The sequence below is a fragment of the Pseudoalteromonas gelatinilytica genome (assembly GCF_001641615.1).
GTDB lineage: Bacteria > Pseudomonadota > Gammaproteobacteria > Enterobacterales > Alteromonadaceae > Pseudoalteromonas > Pseudoalteromonas gelatinilytica.
Genome location: NZ_LRRU01000008.1, coordinates 1 through 19,577 on the forward strand (window position 1 = coordinate 1; position 19,577 = coordinate 19,577).

General features: G+C 40.0%; 12 protein-coding genes. 3 read left to right on the forward strand and 9 right to left on the reverse strand.

Features of this window, described 5'->3' with window-relative positions; translation table 11 throughout:
• Positions 1-31 precede the first annotated feature (31 nt).
• Complete coding sequence (locus tag NH153_RS03835) at positions 32-628, reverse strand: hypothetical protein (protein WP_156503612.1); 597 nt, start codon at positions 626-628, stop codon at positions 32-34.
• A 559-nt stretch (positions 629-1,187) separates the two neighbouring features.
• Here NH153_RS03835 and NH153_RS03845 point away from each other — a divergent pair.
• Entirely contained in the window at positions 1,188-1,886 is a 699-nt protein-coding gene (locus NH153_RS03845) for a hypothetical protein (RefSeq protein WP_063701139.1), read from the forward strand.
• 57 nt (positions 1,887-1,943) lie between these two features.
• On the opposite strand, the gene NH153_RS03850 is transcribed toward NH153_RS03845, so the two are convergent.
• Entirely contained in the window at positions 1,944-2,360 is a 417-nt protein-coding gene (locus NH153_RS03850) for a hypothetical protein (RefSeq protein ID WP_063701142.1), read from the reverse strand.
• 298 nt (positions 2,361-2,658) lie between these two features.
• Between NH153_RS03850 and NH153_RS03855 the strand changes: the two genes are divergently transcribed.
• Positions 2,659-4,929 carry a CHRD domain-containing protein gene (locus NH153_RS03855; RefSeq protein WP_082873984.1) on the forward strand — a complete coding sequence of 757 codons (2,271 nt, stop codon included), beginning with the start codon at positions 2,659-2,661 and terminating at the stop codon, positions 4,927-4,929.
• A 53-nt stretch (positions 4,930-4,982) separates the two neighbouring features.
• On the opposite strand, the gene NH153_RS03860 is transcribed toward NH153_RS03855, so the two are convergent.
• The 3 genes from NH153_RS03860 to NH153_RS03870 form a co-directional block, all read right to left on the reverse strand.
• On the reverse strand, positions 4,983-5,474 hold the full coding sequence (locus NH153_RS03860; protein WP_167350234.1) for a DUF6436 domain-containing protein: 492 nt from the start codon (positions 5,472-5,474) through the stop codon (positions 4,983-4,985).
• Between the two features lie 7 nt (positions 5,475-5,481).
• Positions 5,482-6,948, reverse strand: coding sequence for a methyl-accepting chemotaxis protein (locus NH153_RS03865; RefSeq protein WP_063701146.1), 1,467 nt, complete (start codon positions 6,946-6,948; stop codon positions 5,482-5,484).
• Positions 6,949-7,024: 76 nt separating this feature from the next.
• Positions 7,025-7,579, reverse strand: coding sequence for an isochorismatase family protein (locus tag NH153_RS03870; RefSeq protein ID WP_063701148.1), 555 nt, complete (start codon positions 7,577-7,579; stop codon positions 7,025-7,027).
• Positions 7,580-7,832: 253 nt separating this feature from the next.
• Between NH153_RS03870 and NH153_RS03875 the strand changes: the two genes are divergently transcribed.
• On the forward strand, positions 7,833-12,284 hold the full coding sequence (locus NH153_RS03875; protein WP_082873989.1) for an EAL domain-containing protein: 4,452 nt from the start codon (positions 7,833-7,835) through the stop codon (positions 12,282-12,284).
• On the opposite strand, the gene NH153_RS03880 is transcribed toward NH153_RS03875, so the two are convergent.
• The 4 genes from NH153_RS03880 to NH153_RS03895 all read right to left on the reverse strand — a co-directional run bounded on the left by NH153_RS03880 (position 12,259) and on the right by NH153_RS03895 (position 19,553).
• Positions 12,259-14,772: a response regulator gene (locus tag NH153_RS03880; protein WP_240494350.1), complete on the reverse strand. Its 2,514-nt coding sequence runs from the start codon at positions 14,770-14,772 to the stop codon at positions 12,259-12,261. The two genes, NH153_RS03875 and NH153_RS03880, sit on opposite strands and share 26 nt — an antisense overlap.
• 336 nt (positions 14,773-15,108) lie before the next feature.
• Positions 15,109-16,002, reverse strand: a complete 894-nt coding sequence (locus tag NH153_RS03885; protein WP_063701154.1) for a cation diffusion facilitator family transporter — start codon at positions 16,000-16,002, stop codon at positions 15,109-15,111.
• A 422-nt stretch (positions 16,003-16,424) separates the two neighbouring features.
• Positions 16,425-18,359, reverse strand: a complete 1,935-nt coding sequence (locus tag NH153_RS03890) for a methyl-accepting chemotaxis protein (RefSeq protein ID WP_063701156.1) — start codon at positions 18,357-18,359, stop codon at positions 16,425-16,427.
• 228 nt (positions 18,360-18,587) lie between these two features.
• Positions 18,588-19,553, reverse strand: a complete 966-nt coding sequence (locus tag NH153_RS03895; protein WP_063701158.1) for an AraC family transcriptional regulator — start codon at positions 19,551-19,553, stop codon at positions 18,588-18,590.
• Positions 19,554-19,577: the final 24 nt, after the last annotated feature.

Below are 19,577 nucleotides of genomic sequence, written 5' to 3' on the forward strand. Positions count from 1 at the left end.
ACCTCTTTGGATAGATAAAAGCTACTTACCATTATTCTTTATTTTTAAAGCTTAAATCATTATGACAAAAAGCATCTATTAAACCATCACTATCCGCTTTATTTATTTTTGCTTCTTTAGGGAGCTCTATATACAAATAATCATAGTTGTATTTACCTTCATCAGTCATGCGATTTAGTTTATATCCAATCATAAATTTATCACCTCCACTGTAATCTAACACTGATATGTTACAATGAGTTGTGTAGTTAATCGAAAATACTAATGAAGCTTTAGCATCTTCGAATTCATCATAGCTCCCAAATAGAGGCACTGAGAAACTATCTATCACTCCAGTGTATTCATCAAAAGCTTTTTGTTTATCTAAAAATGAATCTACTTCAGAATTGACAATATTGATAAACTTTTCTATTGAAGGTTTAATATCATCGAATTCAATACTTGTGTTTCTATTCTTAAAGAAAGTCATATCCTCAGCAGTGTAACCATATACTAGGCATTTGTTTGCTGTAAAAATATCACCTCCGATTCGGCCTAACAGATAAGAGCCTTCACAATATTCAGATATAGGCTGCAACGCCATGCAAATGCCGCTTTGGAATAAAAGGATAAAAATTAAATACCTCATATTATCTCCACCATTTAACTTGAGTCTCTACGATTAGCTCAGAAAAAAGCTGTTACGTTGTTTGGCATAGTGCTTAACCATAATCCACGAAAGAGAAACAAGAACCGACTCCTAGCTCTGTTGAATTCCATTCAATTTTATTAAAAAAACCATAATGAAAAACATTACTACAATTGCTATAGATGAGTATTTAATGGCTTTACAAGCCCACACTTTGTCTTCCCGATAGGATTCAACTTTGAACAGCTTAAAACCATGATAAATTGCACCTGTTCCGCCGTAGTAGTTTATGAAAAGCTCTTTTTTTGCGTATTTTGGAGCTAAGATAAACAAAACCATTACAAACAAAAATAAAACAGCCGAAAGTACCATCAAAATAATAAGAAAATAATCTATCATTTCACCAGTTCACATTTACATATTTATCAGTAACTTACTATACCAATAACAAGCAAGTTATGCTCCAACCAAACTTAAACACAATCTGGTGTTTTTAGTTGATAGTAAAGCACTGCGTTTGCTATTTTACGTCTAATACTAAATCTGTAACCGAGGACACATGGAAGCGCCTACTTTTGAATTAACCCGTGATAACTTTAACTCAATCTTTTTTCAGACTTTCATAAAAACGAAAGTGCAACCTGAAATACCTATCATAAGATGTGCAGTGCCTTTACCGAAAGCACAGAAAATCAAGGCAAAATTAATTACTGCCGTTATTTTCATTATTGCATGTCACCTTGTTTGGAAAACACAATCCGGTGCAGGTGCAATTGCCGCTGTGGTCATTACTTATCTCAGTTATTTTTTAATTCAGATGTTTATTGCCAATAAGCGTTATTTCATCCATGAATCTCCCTTGTGCGAAATTAAAATAAACAAAGAAGAGGTTTACCTGCCTGCACTTTTATTCGATGACAGAAAAGCACGAACACTTAAAAGAGAAGATTTACTTAATGTTGAGGCCGTATGGAATTTTACACGCACCAAAAGCGGCTACGATATTAACGATCCACAACCTAGGCGTGCCTATCTATTTTCTGTTATTTTTAAAACTCGCTATGGTGATTCAATTCCTTTAAATGACTGGAGCTTAGAACATCCTGAGCTTTTCAAGACACTTGTTGAGTATGATTACCCAGTCACTATGATCAGAACAGCCAAACGCGGGTTACCAATAACAGTTCACATAAAATGGTTCTTCCTATTTACCTTTATATGTACTCTCATCTACTCACTTATAAAGTATGTAATTTAGCGGACTTATAAATATGCAATTGGCAAAGTAACTGCGAACAAGCGCTTTGCCTTAAACTTACGCTTTATTGTTAAACAGCATACCAGAGTGATTACTAGAAGTAGGAGCAAACAATGAGTTTATCATCGTAGAAACATTACTTTTTACGGCAAGCTGGACTGCATTTATTTCTTCATCAAGTTGTTCATTAAGCTCTAGCAACTCACTTTCTCGTTGTTCTGGAGCTAGGTCTTTGTTGCTTTTTAAACTATTAATCTTATTTTGTAACTCCTTTATTTTCACTACTAGCTCTTGCTGTGTTTGTGATGTCTTTGATTGAGCTTCTGCTTGTGGATCAGAATCAACGCCCGCTTCTTGTTGTTTAGAGCCTTGAAGGTTTGTTGCTTTTTCACTTTCTGGGTTTAGCTCATTTTTATTTTGCTGATCTAATAATGGCTCTTTTAGGAATGAGGATGTGTACGAAGTTAGCTGCATAGTTTTCCTATCGTTAATTTTTTGACGTTTAGCTATAAACCTTTTGAAAACAAAATAGATGCACAATCCGTACCCATTTACTACCCAAAACTTTTTATGTTGCTAAGCATGTATGTTCCTTTAAAGTTAGCGATATTAAACTTTAACTATTAATCCCCTCTTTCAACAAACCAATACTAAAGAATCAGTTTTTAACTTTTGAATAACCTTTTGTGATCGCTTTTTAAACACCAGCCGTAAGCCTTATTGAAATGGACACGTCGTAACGTCCGAACATACAAAGATATAAGGAAGAACGATGAAATACATACTCCTGGCTAGCAGCTTACTTTTTCTCACCGCGTGTAGCGATGATGATGACGACAACGAAGTAGTTACCCCTCCCCCAGTTCAAGAATTCACTCCAAGTAAAACCTATTCTGTAACTTTAAGTGGCAAACAAGAAGTGCCAATGAATGACTCAATGCAAACAGCGACTGCAACGGTAGAGCTTGACGAAAGTTTAATGCAATTTCGTGCAACACTTGATGCAAGCTCAGTCGAAGGTTTTAGCGCAGCACACATACACGACGGCGATTTAGGCGCTAATGGTGATGTTGCTTTTGCATTTGAGGCCACTTCCGATGGTATGTATGAAGTCGCAATTACCGACCTTGATGAAAGCCTAATTGCTGATCTAATGGATGGCGATTGGTACATTAATCTTCATACCGAACAATATGCAAACGGCGAACTTCGTGCGCAAATTGTGCCTGATACAACCAGCATCATCACGTTTGTTTTAAATGGCGATCAGCAAGTGCCTATGAACGACAGTGACGCAATGGGTTATGGCTATGCATCTTATGATAGCGCCACGACAGAATTACGACTTCGTGCGGTGACTATGGGTGTTGATGATGCAACAGCAGCTCACATCCATACAGGAAAATTAGGCTCAAATGGTGATGTATTCGTGACTTTAGAACAAGATGATGAAGTCATGACAGACTGGGTAGTCCCAGAAGGCACCATGATCGACAGCGACACTTTGGCAGTACTTTTAGACGGCGGTCACTATGTTAATGTTCACACACCTGAATTTGCCGGTGGCGAAATTCGCGGCCAAATCTTAACAGACAACTATGCAGTTGCGACCTTTGACTTGAGTGGTGATCAAGAAGTGCCTATGGTCAGCACCATGGCTGATGGTGATGGTTATGCTCTTGTTGATACAACAGACTACAGTGTAGAGCTAACTGTTGTAACATCAGGCTTAGACGATGCAAGTGCTGCGCACATTCATACAGGCCGTATCGGGACTAATGGCGATGTATTAGTAGCTCTTGAACAATCAATGGATGATAGCAATGTCTGGATGACACCAAGCAACACGCAAATTAATGCAGATATTTTTGCAGTGCTGGCTTCTGGCGGTCACTATGTGAATGTTCATACACCTGCTAATGCTGGCGGCGAGCTTCGCGGACAAATCCTAACCAGCAACTATGGTTTTACGAGCTTTAAACTAAGCGGTGATCAAGAAGTTCCTGCACTCGAATCTGATGCAAGCGGTGAAGGCTATGCATTAATTAACATGGATAACTATGCCTTAGAGCTCTTAGTAAACACAATGGGTGTTGATGATGCGACAGGTGCACACATTCACACTGGCCGAATTGGCACGAATGGCGACGTACTCGTTGCACTTGAGCAGTCAACAGCTGACGCAGGCATGTGGATGACACCAGCAAATACCATGATCAACGCAGAGATATTTGAGGTACTTGCATCAGGTGGTCATTACGTTAACGTACATACTCCTGCTAACACGGGTGGCGAAATTAGAGGTCAGATCCTAACTGACAACTATCAGCTCGTTACTTTCCCGCTTAGTGGTATGCAAGAAGTGCCAGCTGTTGATACGATGGCATCAGGTAGTGGTTATGCATTAGTTAACATGGATAATTACCATCTAGAATTAAGAGCGTTAACCGAAGGTGTGAGTGACGCCACTGCAGCTCACATTCATACAGGTCGTATAGGCACCAATGGCGACGTACTTGCTGCGTTAGAGCAATCAAGCGATAACATGAACCTATGGCAAACACCTGAAAACACCATGATCAATGCAGATATTTTTGCAGTACTCGCATCAGGTGGTCACTACGTTAATGTGCATACTCCAGCTAACCCAAGTGGTGAACTACGCGGTCAAATCCTTACCGATAACTATGTGTTTGTCACCTTCCCGCTTTCTGGTGAACAAGAAGTGCCCGCAGTTACAACGGATGCATCTGGTGATGGTTATGCGCTAGTGAATACCAATGATTACAGTGTTGAGCTGCAAGTATTAACATCGGGTGTAAGCGATGCAAGTGCTGCACACATTCATACCGGTGTAGCCGGTGAAAATGGCCCTGTGTTAGCTCCTCTTGTACAAGACAGTGATGATATGAATCGCTGGATGAGCAGCACAGGATTAATGATAGACGCCGATATCTTTTCAGTTTTAGCTTCAGGCGGTCATTATGTAAACATTCATACGCCTGCAAACCCAAGCGGTGAGATACGAGGCCAAATTCAATAATTTTATAAAGTCAGAGGCCAATATTTTTGGCCTCTTTTCGTTACCTTCCTAGTTCAATTAATCTCACAATAACATCCCTCAGCATCTGAGTTAATAAACTGGCTATTAAAACCCGCACGTAAGTTTGCAATTACTAACTCAACAAAGCCATTCTGACTTGAACATGCGAGTCCTTTTGATAATGGCCCTGCATACACAAGCTGTTGATTTTCTGAAACAAGTACTGCGGCAGGTTGAGCGGGTAATATTGCAGCAACCGCAGATGTTGGTTTAAGTTTTATCACTTCAACACCTTGTTCTGCAGCATAGCTGCTAAGGCTTGATATGTGCGGTTGTGAGCGTGCTGAGCATACACAGGTGTTTTCATCAATAATGTACAGGGTATCGACATTGTTGATGCCAAGCTCCATACTTTGTTGAAAAGTAGGCAGCCAATTAGCTGCGCCTAACTTTTTATCTGGATCAAAGGTGCTTGCTTGTTGAGAATAAGCAAACACCAAGGCCAATACTACAGAGGCAACCCAAACCAGAGTTGCTACTATCACCCATTTGCTATTTGAATTTAGCAATACCTTGCTCCAGCACATCGATACTTACATCAATTAACTGCACGCGATCGGTGAGTTTTTCAATCATCAAGTTGTCGTTGGCTTGGTTAGCAATTAAGGCTTGTGAGTTCTCGGCAATAGCACGTGTATTGCCCGCTTGATTTTGCACTACATCTGCAACCGATTGTGAACTGCTTGCGGCAACATTCACCTGCTCTGTCATCTCGGTAATTTGCAGCTTCATCTGCGAACTAATCGCCGACAACTGCTCTATAAGCGCAACACTGCCTTGCATCGACTTGGTTGATGAGGCGCTGTTTTGCATCAAGCTTTCAAGCGTATTGGTTATTTTATCTGTAGTGTGTTTACTGCGCGTTGCTAAGTTTCTCACTTCATCAGCTACCACCGCAAAACCGCGACCTTGTTCACCAGCACGCGCAGCTTCAATTGCAGCGTTTAACGCAAGTAAATTCGTTTGCTCAGCAATTGACGAAATTTCATTGAGTAATTCTGAGATATGCGAACATGCACTTACAAGTTGGCTAATATTTTGATCAGCCTCTTGAAGATTATTAGCAAGCTCAGCTGTTTTGCTGTCTGTATTCGCCACCTCATTTAATGCCTCTGTGGCACTTAAATGGAGCTGTTCAAATTGTGTTTGCAGTTCATTACTTTCTTGTTCCACATGAGCAAAGCCTTCGGCGACTCGTTCACCTGACTGCGCGATATCTGCAGATAACTGCTCACGATGAAGTGCTTGCTCATGTAATTCGTCGTGTACTTCAAGTAATTGCTTAGACTGGTTTTTTAAAACACTACTTTGGCTTTGAACATCACCTATCACGCTCGATACAAAACCCAGTAAGCGGTTAAAACCCGCTACGGCTTCACTGTTTCTGTCATCCGCTCTTAAACTAATGTTAATGCTGTTTTCGTCGGCCATTATTTGCTCTGTCGTTGTGCTTAACGATAAGCCAGAACTACGTTCACGATGAAGGGTTTTAGCAATGTAACCCGCTACAATTGCTTCAACAATGGCGTACACAGCATGAATAAGTACGGTGCTAAAATACAATCGGTCTGGGTCAAAAACATATAAGCCTACTTCGTTTATCTGTAAAAAGTAAAAACTCAAATGGTGTACGGCCACAAAAGCAAGTGCAGTAATAAACACGCGCCATTCAACAAACATGATCAATACGGCCATTAATATAAATATTTCAAAATGAACTTCAATAAGCCCGTAGCTTTGTTGGATGTGTAAAAACGAAAACATCATGCAACCGGCAGCAACAACATGAGCGGTTAATTTGCTCGTTGGGTATTGATTGAGCATCCAAAGCGGTAAAGACAGCAGTAATAAGCCGGTTATTACACCCGTTATTAAGGTCGAATAGATAAAGCCTAAAACCAAAGATTCAACAAATAATAAAAGGAACAAATAAGTAAAAAGGCGGCGCACACTCGTCATAGATAAAGCCTTAATTATTAAATAATTTACAAAAATACAATTAATCGAGCTAATACGGTTTGATGCGCATCATGGTTCACTTTATTAATTGCAATAATGCTCTAAATTGTTCTGTCCCTGCTTTTTCTAGCCATTGAAATATCACACTTTCTGTACAGCTAATAATAGCACCTGCTGCCAATAGCTGCTTAACAGCCAACTCTTTATGTTTTTCGTTACGAGATGCAATGGCATCTTCAACCACAAACACCTGATAGCCATTGGCAATTAAGTCTAAGCAGGTTTGCAGAACACACACATGCGATTCTGTACCAGTCACTACTATTTGCTGACGGTTAAAGTCAGCCAATTGACGGTCAAATTGCGCCTCTTGGCACGCGCTAAAATGCATTTTGTGATAACAGTTATTGCTATTCATAAAGGGTAGAAGTTGTTCACTACTTTTACCTAACTTGGTTGGGTTTTGTTCGGTAAATAAATAGGGAATATCTAAAGCTTTAGCTGCTTTTATTAACTTTTCGGTCTGATTAACAGCTAAGCCAAAGTCGTTAATTACCGGTTCAAGCCCTGCCTGAAGGTCAATAATCAATAACAATGCATTACTTTTTTGGCTTATAAATGAATGGCGCATCACGTTCTCAAACTGCTGATAATTGAACTAGTTATAGCATAGGTTTCAGTTTCAGCAACAAGTAGACCTTATTACTATTTTTTCTTTTCAGAACCATTAATTACGGTCATAATTGTGCTATATTTTGTTAAAAATTATGCGCAAATAATAATTTAGGGTTAATCAGTCAGTGCCTAAACTTTTTCTTTTGATTTTCAGTTTGCTTTTTTTCACGCTCACTTCCTCTGCGTTTGCACAAAACTATGCTTTGCAAATGCAGCGTATTTCGACTGATGAAGGCCTTACACAAGGCAGTGTAACTAAAATCGTGCAAGATGATTTAGGCTTTATTTGGATTGGTACCTATCAAGGCCTAAATCGATACGATGGATATCAAGTTGCACCTTTTGCTGGTGAGTACATACTTGATCAGCGACAAATTACCGCGCTGCATAAAACAGAAAATGGCAACATTTTCGTTAGCACTGAATACTCAGGTGCTTTTTTTATTGATCCTAAAACCCTCAAAGTTGAAAAAATCTATTCGGGCAAACTCGACCCTGAAGATGTTTTCTTCTCGCCTATTCTAGCAATCACTGAAGACGACCACTTTTTTTACTTTGCTATTGCTCAACACGTTTATTCATACAACAAACAATCTAAAAAGTTTTTGCATGAGTTTTCTATTAATAAAGAAGAGCATATTGTGCGAGCGCTGACCTTGCACGACAACTTTTTATATATAGGTACATCGAATGGGCTTTTTTCGAAAAATCTGGCTGATGATCATATCTCGCATATTCCGCTAACGGATAAAGCCCAGATCACCGAAGATAATAAAAACGTTAAATTTTTAAGGATTGATGCGCAGCTTGGCTTATTTGTCGGCACCGTAGAAGGTATGTTTGATATCCCTTTTAACGCTAACCGTTTACTGGCATTTGATAAGGTAAGGCTATTAATCCCTAACTTAAATATTTGGGATTACTCTGTTAGCTCATTCGGTGAATATATTGTCACAGAAAAAGGCTTATATGAGTTTAATCGTCAAACCATGTCGGTTGAGTTCATCTTAAACTTTGAACAAAGTAAGTTTTTGATGACTGACAATTCAATCCAAGATGTAATGATTGATAAAACAGGGCTGCTTTGGCTGGCATCCCGCTCACAAGGTGTATTCACCTGGTCAACTCTCGCAAGACGTTTTAAGCATATTGAATTAAAAAACAACCAAGCTCACTTTAATAATAATGTTTGGACTGTATTACAAGATCAAAACAACACGGTTTGGATAGGTACTGATAATGGCTTGATGAAATACAATCAACTCACTAAAGAAGTCACCCCCTACTTAGTGAGTGACGACGAAAAAGCGTTTCATGGTCAGCACGGTATTTATGGTATTACCGAAGCCAACCTAGATAATAGCGATCGTTATTTATGGTTGATGAAATACATTGGCCTTGCCCTCTTTGATAAACAAACTGGCAAACTAGTGCCTTTAAAAGGCAATGCAGAAACCATTCACCTTTTAAGTTACGGCCCAAACTGGGGCTTTAGAGCAATTGGCAATGATCAATTTGCCTTTTTAGATGACAATAATTTTTATAAATACAATGGCAAAACCGGTGAACTTTCAACAATTAAAGGACTAAAAGAGCAAGTAGACCTTGTTAATGCCCATGCTTTTTTAGAGCCACTGCCTAACTACCCCGATGAATACGTTCTGAGTATGTCTGGCCAGTTGTTCCGCTACAATGAGCAAACTCAAAAGTTAACACTGATATACCAAACAGAAAACTATAACCCATTAGCGTTCACTACCATTGATGACTGGGTGATGGATTATAACAACACCCTGTGGCTTGGTTCAGCTGACGAAGGCCTCATTGGCATCGATGCTAAAACCTATGAAGTTAAACACCGCATTAATATACAATCGGGCTTAAAAGCCAAATCTGTATTTGCATTGCAAATAGACCGTTTTGGTTTTTTATGGTTAGGCACTCAAAATGGCCTATACCGTGTAGATTTAAGTTCTTTAGAGCTCGACAGTTATTTCATTCGCGATGGTCTAGCCGTTAATGAATTTAATATTGATGCAGACACAACCCTACATAACGGACAACTTGCGTTTGGTACTACCCGCGGCGTACTTTTGCTCTCACCTGAAGATTTTTTATCGTCGCCTGTCGAAGTGGGAAACATAAACACCGAGATCACCAATGTATCTTTGCTTTCTCGTGAGCTTAACTACCACCCATACAAGTATGTAAATACTCCGCTACAGATCACTTCTGAAGATATGGGCTTAGCAGTCACCTTTTCGAATTTTGATACCATTAATAAAGATAAAACATCGTATCGAGTAACCCTTGATGGGCCGACTTCACTGCAATACGACAAGCTAACAACCAATGAGGTCTTTTTCACTAAATTACCACCTGGCGATTATGTGTTATCGGTTTCATCATCGTCCGAGATAAGTGATGCCGTTTCTGCCACGAGGCAGTTGAGATTTAATGTTGCCCACGCACCTTGGTCATCCCCTGCTGCAAAAACAAGCTACGCCATTATTATATTAGCTATTTTGTTTTTTATATTTTGGCAATATCGTGCACGTCAACAAGTGATACGTCGTGCCCATGAAGAGGTTGTCCAATCTCAACAACAAACTGAGCTTGCTTTAAGCACCAATAAAAGTGGTGTTTGGGAGATTAACCTAGCAGAACAATTTTTAAGAACCACCCGGTTTTCAGCTGAACTTGGTTATACCGAGTACAAAGATGGTATTACCTTAAAAGAGTTTGTTAGCTTAGTTCACCCACACGACCGCAATAATGTAACGAATCAGTGGCAATTATTCTGCAAGCAAACCAATAACGAACAGTGGAACATCACTTATAGGTTAAAACATAAAAGTGGTGAGTGGCTTTGGTATGAAGATGTTGGCCGCAGCGTTGCACACGATGATAAAAATCGACCATTAAGAGTTACGGGTATTTACACCAATATTACCGAGCAGCGCGCTAATGCTCAGCAAGCCAGTGTGCTCGGTGAAGCATTTGGACAAATTAACGACTGGTTGTTAATTTTAGACAATCAACTCAAACCGTTTTCAGCTAATGCCAGCTTTGGTGAAGCATTCGCCACACCAAGTAATATTGCTGAACTCACAACATACGACTTTATAAGTGCCATTGGTCGTGCCAAATTCCTTGAGTATATCGACGTACTTAAAACACTTAAACCAAAACAAAACTGGAAAACAGAGGCTGTTATTCGCACACTAAAAAGCCCTGCACACCCAGTTCACATTAGTGTGACGGCTGTAGCAAAAGAAAGCCAAGCAATTAACTATTACGTAATTGTTATTTCAGACTTAACAGAGCAAAAACGCGCTGAGGACGATTTACGTTATTTAGCGAATTATGACCCGCTAACAGGCTTGCCAAATCGCTCTTTGATGCATACAAAAATTAGTAACTGTATAAATAACGCTAAAAAGTACAATAAACTCGCTGCCCTGCTCTTTATCGATTTAGATAAGTTTAAGCCAGTGAACGACTCTTTTGGACATGCGGTAGGTGACCAATTGTTGTGTAACATCACGCAACGTGTCAGCCTTATATTGCCCGAAAATGCGGTGATTGGTCGTCAAAGTGGTGATGAGTTTTTAGTCCTTGTAAAAGACCTTCACTCACCGCAAACACTCAGTGAGCTGGTTAAAAAGCTTACTGAAGAACTGGCAAACAAAGTAATTATTGACGATTTTTCGATTAACATTTCAGCCAGTGTTGGGGTTGCACTTTACCCTTTTGATGCTAAAACAGCAGACGATTTAATTAAAAATTCAGATATTGCCATGATGCATGCTAAGCAATCTGGCCGTAATAATTTCAAATATTTCACCGAGCAAATGAACAACCAGCTAACCAAAAAGCTGTTGCTTGAAAATGCCCTGAAAGACGCCTTTAAAGATGATGAGTTATTTAATAACTATCAGCCGATTGTTAATGCCAAAACTAAAAAAATAAATGGTGTTGAGCTCTTAATGCGCTGGAAAAACGAGCAAGGTTTTGTATCACCGGCTGAGTTTATTCCTATTGCCGAAGAAATTGGTTTAATCGATGCATTGACTGAGCAAGCCCTTGATAGAGCATTAACTGAGTTATTGCCAATGCTTCGTGCTAACCCACAGTTTTATTTATCATTAAACCTGTCGCCAACGCATATTTTAAAATCGAACTTAACTGAGCGCTTACTACTTATTTTGAATAATCACATGGTAAAGCCTGTTCAGCTACGCCTTGAGATTACAGAAAACACACTATTAGAAGATAAAGAGAAAGCTTCTAAGCAGCTGCAAAAGCTTAAAAATGCCGGCTTCAAACTATTACTTGATGACTTTGGTACGGGTTATTCGTCGCTGACTTACCTTAGCCAATTCCCGATCGATGTGATCAAAATAGACCAAAGCTTCGTGCGTAATATCGGCCAAGATAAAAGTAATGAATCAATTATCAAAACCATCCATGCGCTGTCATCAAACTTAGGTTTATATTGTATTGCTGAAGGGGTTGAGACCAACGAGCAAATTAGCTTCTTAACAGAGATGGGCTGCGAAGACTTACAAGGTTACTACTTCGCAAAACCCATGTTGGCCGATGAACTCCTTGCAGAGAGCACGATTCAAGCAATTATCGATCGTCTAAACGCGCTTTAAACCATTTATTTAAGCAGCGATAAAGCTCATCTTTATTAATCGGTTTTGAGATAAAGTCATCCATACCCGCGACAAGGCAGCGCTGTTGATCTTCTTCAAACGCGTTCGCCGTGATAGCAATAATGACAGCTTCGCCATACAGAGCAGGGTTCTGTTTAATTGCTTGTGTACACTGATAGCCGTCCATGTGAGGCATTTGGCAGTCCATCAATATAATATCTGCCGCATAGCTTTTAAGCTGCTCAAGTGCCTGTAAGCCATCGTTTGCCTTTTTAATCGTACACTGGGTGTCTTGCATCATTTTTTGCAGCACGATTTGATTGACTGGGTTATCTTCAACAATCAATACATTAATGCCATGAAGTGTTGGTTTGTCTGTACTTTGCTCGGCGCTTGCTTCTGCGTCGCTCACAGTGACAGGGATGGCAACAGTAAACTCGCTCCCCTTACCTTCTTGACTCACCAATGAAAGCTGCCCATCCATCAGCTCTATAATGCGCTTACTAATGGTCAATCCTAGCCCAGTACCACCATATTTTCGGGTAGTCGATATATCGGCTTGGGTAAACTCTGTAAACAGTTTGGCCTGTTGATTGGCTGAAATACCGATGCCTGTATCACGAATTGATATTTCAAGAGCGCCATCGACCATTTGACAATGCATGCTTATTTCACCTGACTCAGTAAATTTACCCGCATTACTCAAAATGTTATTGATTACCTGGCTAAATCTTAGCGGATCTAAACGGATATACTCAGGTATATCGTTTGCTATGCTTAAGTTAAATTCGACACCTGTTTTCACACTGGTATTGCTAAATACTTTTGCTAACTGTTGCAGTAAGGCCTTAATCTCAACGGCACGATTTTCCAACTTAAGTGCACCCGCTTCAATTTTAGAAAAATCTAAAATATCATTTAAGATCAATAGCAAATTATTGGCACTTTGATGGATCATCGCCAGCTCATCACGTTCAGTTTCGGGTAGTTTAGGGTTGTCTAATAGCAGTTGAGTCATGCCTAAAATACCATTGAGCGGGGTGCGGATTTCATGGCTCATATTCGCTAAAAATTGTGATTTGGTGCGGTTCGCTTGGTTCGCTAAGCGCACGGCTTCGACTAGCTCATTGGTTTTATCATTAACTTGCTTCTCGAGCTGGGCATTAAAATCGGTCAGTTTGTTATTCAACACTTCGTTTTCGTGATTCACTTGATGCAAGCGATTAAAATTAAGCGCCAGCTTATTTGCTAAGCTCGAAAACTGCGACTGCAAACGGCTCACTTCAAGCCAAGTTTGTGGTAAGTCGGTCTCTGTGATTGCCCGCTCAGGTTCGAATTTGTCGATTTGTTCAGCTAACTTTTCAATGGGGGCTATTAACCAGCGGCTCAGCTGCGTGATAAACACACTGGTTAACAAAATAATGAATAATATCATCACCAAAGACTGACCCCATGCACTTACCGCAACATTGTTAGCATGTTTACGGTTAAGCATGGTCATCACTATCCAGTTATGCTCGGTTGAGCGGGCTTCTCTGGCATAAAACTGCTGCTCATCCTCAGCGTCAAACATCTTAAAACGAGCTTCCTCTGCAAACGAGTTAATTTCTTCATCTGTTAATTGCTGTAACTCTTTAAAATCATCAAGCGTGCTAAATACCACTTTATTGGTCGCATCTAAAATCAATAACTCACCTTGATGACTGAAAAGGCTTGGTCTGAGCCCTGCAAAGTAATCGAACATCAGTGAGCCTTCGACAACCCCAGTAAAGGTATCTTCAATATAAATCGGTGCTGATACCGCAACGATGGGTAAAGAGCCAAAACCCCTTCCTTTAAAGATTGTTGAAATATAACCAAGCTCATTATTTGGCGCATTTATAAAGTAGTCACGGTCTGCCACATTGGCGCGGATTTTTGATTGCTGCAAACTAATCGCTAACGATTGCGGATAAAAGTGAGTGACATCGGCAAGGGCATCAACAATGATTTGCGTTCTAAAATCTGGATACAACTTTGCCATATTCTCAAGGGCAATTTGATGCGGAACACCATTGGCAATACTTCTGGCCGTGAGTACCACCCCTTTTTTATGGTGGTCGAGGTGGCTATCAATTGTGCGAGCGATTTCTTTTGCTTTCTCTTTTAACTGTGCATTTATTTCATACTCAATACGCGCATAGTGATTATTGGTTAACACTATTGAGGTTAAGATCACCACCAGCACAACCAGTAAGGTCACTACATAGTTAAGAATTTTATATAAAGACGAATAGTGTTTATGCCACGAATAGCGACTAAAAAAGAAACTAAGTAAATCAATAACCGATAAGTAAATTGCCGCATTTAAGCAGTATTTAGCAAGTGCAATGGCAATCGTTAAGATTGGAAGACCTAAAAAGAAATGGCCAAAACTCCACAGTAAGGGTAAACCAATTACAAACCAAAACAGCATCCCTCGTAAAAAGACTGGCCGCGCTTTTGACAAGCAGAATACCTGCAAGCAGATCAATTCTAAGGCAAACACAATGGAAGGCCACGCATGCCCCCAGCGGTAAAAAATAAACCCCGTACTTATAATAAAAGTGATAATTGCATAGCGCCAACCAAGTAGCAGCAAGCTTAGGATCACAAAAAACTGACCAAGCAGAAATTCTGAGCTATCTAAAAACCAAATAGGGAGCAGATTAACAACTCCCGCGATACAACCGAGCAGTATCGCGGCTAAAAAGTTGAAATATGAAGGCTTATTTTGAAGCAAAAAAGGTATCCTAACTTCATAGTGATACCTTTAAATTAAAAGAAAATTAAACAATTTGCCACTTTAATTAACATGGTGACATTCATGACTCTCAATTTGCAGCACACTTTTTTTAATATTAAAGCGCGAGAGCAGTAGTTTTTCGACCTTTAATCGACACGCCTCATCATGTTTTTCAACGGTGCAATGCTGCTTCAACACAACGTGTGCACCAACAATAATGTCTTTATCTTGGCGCATCACAGTCACGTTATGTACATTTTGTACATGCTCAACCGAAGCGATACTTTGTTCAATATCAGCTACATCCGGTAATTTACTGCTATTTTCGAGTAACCCTTTCACGCAACGAATGATCACTTTAACCCCAGTAAACAAGACAAAGGTGGCAATCAACATACTTGAAATAATATCGATTTCGGCCCAGCCAGTTAGGTGAATTAAAATACCGGCAAAGAAAGTTGAAACCGTTGAAATTAAATCAAAAAACGAGTGTAAAAACACCGCATACACGTTGATGCTTGCTTTACGCCCTTTGTACAAAACCCAAGCTGCTGCGCCATGAAATAAAAAGCCTATAGCCGAAATCACCGACATCAAATAGCTGTTAATTTGTAAGTCATGACCATCACTATGATGAAGGTAGCGCTCACCTCCTTCATACAAAATAACTAAGCTAATGCTCAGATATAAAATACCATTGATCAAACCACCCGTAAGCTCTGCGCGCTGATAGCCATCATTAAAGTTTTTTGCAAAATATATCGCCATGCTTGAGGCAATAAGTGCAATAAATAAAGAACTGTTATGAACAAACAAATGCCCAGCATCAGCAAGTACAGCAAGCGAATTTGAAAAATAGGCGCCAATGACCTGTATCACCATAAACGAACATGTTATGGCTAAGGCAATCAACAAGCGGCGTCTAGATGCTTGGTGTGTTGTAATATCTGTCATGAAGAAGTGAAATACCTATTCGCTGGAAAGTGGTAATGATATAAAGTCTCAATTGTAATACGTGGCGAGCGCAAACGCACTAAAAACTTGGTTATTTGTCCCTTTTTGAAAGTTTTTTGCGTGATGTGTTAGAAATGAGAAAGGAATTAGCAGCAAATAAGTAAACTGAATCACTCACTTGTAATACCAATTCGCTTAATTAAGTGATCTATTTTGAGGCAAGAAAACCTCGTTGATAACAAGGCAAAAATTTCGTTATTTAGTTGTTCTAAATCAGAAATTTTTAACGCAGTTAGCGACAGGTTTAATCCCTCAAAATGATTATGTATTATTGCGGATTGGTATAAGCTAAAAAATAGTAAGGCGTTAACAACACGTGTTGTTAACGCCTTTTACTCGAAGCAGATTTAAAAAGCAGGCTATTAAACTTTAAACTGACTGACTAAATCTTTAAGGTGCTGAGCACGCGATAACAAGCTTTGCGTGCCACGCTGTTGTTGCTCAGCGTTATCATGTATTTGCATTGCACTGTCTGAGATATCATGGGCCGACTGATTGATATGCTCGACCACTGTGCCCTGCTCTTCTGTCGCTGCTGCAACTTGATGATTGCCTTGGCTGATAATTTCAAACTTCTGCTGAATAGACTGAAGTGCAGACACTGCAATATGGGTAAGCTCAGTCACTTTTTGACTACTTTGCGTACCTTCAGCAATCGCTTCTTGAGATTGCAACGATGAGCTTTGTAAGCGCGAAATCTGTTCTCTAATTTCAGACGTTGATGTTTGCGTACGCTGTGCAAGTGAACGCACTTCATCAGCGACGACCGCAAAGCCACGACCTTGCTCACCCGCTCTTGCCGCTTCAATTGCCGCATTGAGTGCCAATAAATTAGTTTGTTCTGAAATTGCATTAATTACTTCAACAACCGAGTTGATCTCAGCGGCTTGATTTGCAAACTCACCGATACTTTTATCAACCGTGATCAAAATGTCATTCAGTTCATTCATGGTTTGCGCTGTGGCAGCCATACTTTGATTGGTTTGCACGGTTTCTCGTACCGCTTCTTCCGTGTCGCTTGCTGTGCGATGAGCAATATCAGACACCTCGTTAATAGTTTGCCCCATTTCTGTAATAGCTGTGGCAACTTGATCGGTTTGCGCGCGCTGATCTTCGGTAGCAACAAAGGTTTTATTGGCAAAGCTCGCAAGGTCATCAATCCCCTCTCGCATCGCTTGCTCGGTAACACTTATTTCATCTACCAACTCGGCCACTTTACCTATAATGGCATTAAAGCCCTTTGCAAGATGCCCCAATTCATTATCAACACTGTCATCTAAACGTTTTGTTAAGTCACCGCCGTGACCTGCCATGCCCAGTAGTTCATCACCAACACTGCGAATTTTCTTACTTAGCCAATTAGCAAAATAAAGTGTAAGCACCAAAAAGATACCCGCAAGCACGACACTTACGATAATCGACATCCAAACGACTGTATTAATCGCGCTTGATATCTCTTGCTTAGGCTGAACCGCTACAAGAGTAAGGCCTGTTCCTTCAATTGGCATAACCCCAGCATAAACATCTTCATCTGCGAGCTCCACTTGCGATAGAGTAAAGCCAGTATGTTTACTGCTCAAAAAGCTTTGTAATGCGCTTAATGAAGCGACGCTTGTGACTTGTTTACCAATATAAGCATCGTTTGCGTGTGCAATAATTCGCTTGCTGTCATCAATTAAGAATAAATACCCTTGCTCGCCAATTTTACGCGACGTGACAATGCTAGAAATATCTGAAATATCATAACCTAGCCCCGCAACACCGAGTCGTTGCCCAGCTATTTCAACTAGCGTGTTAACGTATAAAGTGAGGTGTCCACCCTGCTCACTCACATCTAAGGCGAGCGCTTGGCGTTTATCTGAACCGATGAAATCAAAAAACCAACTGTCTCTTGGCTCACTTTGTGAGATTGATTTGAAAAAGCCGTCTTGCGTGTAATAACTCATTGAGTTTTTGCTTACCCAAAACACCGATGACGCACCGCTTTTTCTTTGTAAGTCAGCAAAGTACGCCATAACACGTTGATGAATTGGCGAGCTTTTCTCACCTTCGTTCATCCACGTATGCAGAATTTGGTTTTCAGCTAAAGACTGTGACACAGAGATCGGGTAACGCATTTGAGCGTCAATTTCAGCAGCCACTTTACCCACAGCGTCAGGCAATAATTGCTTTTCGGTTTGTTGGTAATAAAGCCGAGAAAATTGGCTGGTATTGATTAAGGCGCTAACCACAGTGACAACAAATAATGCAATTAACACAAAACTAATAAAAATAGTGCGCAGCGATAGGTTTCGCATTCAGCAAGCCTCATACTTAATGGTGGAGTTTTGGTTTTAGATCATCCTTGCGTCCTATCAATAATTTTAGGTAACAAGTCTGTGTTAAGCAATTGCTATTTAAGCTTTTACTGTTGTTTTTGTATGAATAATTATCAAACTCAAACAGAATAGGAACAACCGCCAACTTGTACCTTTTACTAGTTAAAATAATAGCTTCAAACAGCTCACTGAAAAAAGCCGTGCTTATTATGACCCTGCTATTATTGCCATTTTTTGCTTGTAGGTTTTTGGTGACATGCCATACCAGCGATGAAATGCATGATGAAATGCGCTAATTTCAGAGTAGCCACATAAAAAGGCTATTTCTGTGACTGAGAGATCTGTTTCGTTTAACAACGAAACACTTTTTTGCTGTCTTAAACTTGCTAATTCTTTACTAAAATTTGTGCCCTCTTTTGCAAGACGGCGCTGCAGTGTTTTTTCACTCATATTAAGTGCTTTTGCCATTGCTTTACTGGTAATTTGGCCTTGAATTAAATGCTCTTCAAGTAAAATTCTCAGTACCTGTGTCACATTCGTTTGTGTCACCAGTTTCATCTGGCTTGATAACACAGGTTCACTATCGGTATTTTCGCTAAAAAACAGGCTATGGGTCGTTGCGCCGTATTCAATTTTGCAATTAAAGTGCGTATTAATCTCACTGTGTGGCTCTTTACGTTGCAAGCAAATTCGCGTTGGGTGCCAACCTTTTCCCTTTACAGTGCGCGCTATTTTTACACAAAACGCCATGGGCGCTTCGTAGCTTAGCAATGACATATCGCGCTCACCATCACTAAAGTTAAAGCGAAGTTCATACTCACTACCGTGATCAATCAAAGACACATTATGTGTATCACCCATCAATTTTTGATAACGCAATATCAGCCGAAAAGCACTCAATAACTGTGTTGACTGAATAATCGCCATGCCAACCACCGGAATAGCGCGTACATTCATGTTACTGCCAACATAAAGACCTAAATGGGTGTTTGGTAACATGGCTTGCGCCTGCTTCCAAAGCATACTGACACTGGCTTGTGGGTATCGGGCTGTTTGGCTACTTAATTCTGCTACAGGAATATTTACCGCTGCAAACAACTCATTAATTGGTAAGCCCTGCCATTTAAACGACTCAGCCATAGCACGTAGCCACCAGCTTGATAAGGTTCTCATGAGCGTCCTAAATAAACAATTTAA

Bases quoted from the DNA above. Each gene is read 5' to 3' on its own strand.
- NH153_RS03835 (WP_156503612.1), bottom strand. From the start codon at position 628: ATGAGGTATTTAATTTTTATCCTTTTATTCCAAAGCGGCATTTGCATG.
- NH153_RS03845 (WP_063701139.1), top strand. From the start codon at position 1,188: ATGGAAGCGCCTACTTTTGAATTAACCCGTGATAACTTTAACTCAATC.
- NH153_RS03850 (WP_063701142.1), bottom strand. From the start codon at position 2,360: ATGCAGCTAACTTCGTACACATCCTCATTCCTAAAAGAGCCATTATTA.
- NH153_RS03855 (WP_082873984.1), top strand. From the start codon at position 2,659: ATGAAATACATACTCCTGGCTAGCAGCTTACTTTTTCTCACCGCGTGT.
- NH153_RS03865 (WP_063701146.1), bottom strand. From the start codon at position 6,948: ATGACGAGTGTGCGCCGCCTTTTTACTTATTTGTTCCTTTTATTATTT.
- NH153_RS03870 (WP_063701148.1), bottom strand. From the start codon at position 7,579: ATGCGCCATTCATTTATAAGCCAAAAAAGTAATGCATTGTTATTGATT.
- NH153_RS03875 (WP_082873989.1), top strand. From the start codon at position 7,833: ATGCAGCGTATTTCGACTGATGAAGGCCTTACACAAGGCAGTGTAACT.
- NH153_RS03885 (WP_063701154.1), bottom strand. From the start codon at position 16,002: ATGACAGATATTACAACACACCAAGCATCTAGACGCCGCTTGTTGATT.
- NH153_RS03890 (WP_063701156.1), bottom strand. From the start codon at position 18,359: ATGCGAAACCTATCGCTGCGCACTATTTTTATTAGTTTTGTGTTAATT.
- NH153_RS03895 (WP_063701158.1), bottom strand. From the start codon at position 19,553: ATGAGAACCTTATCAAGCTGGTGGCTACGTGCTATGGCTGAGTCGTTT.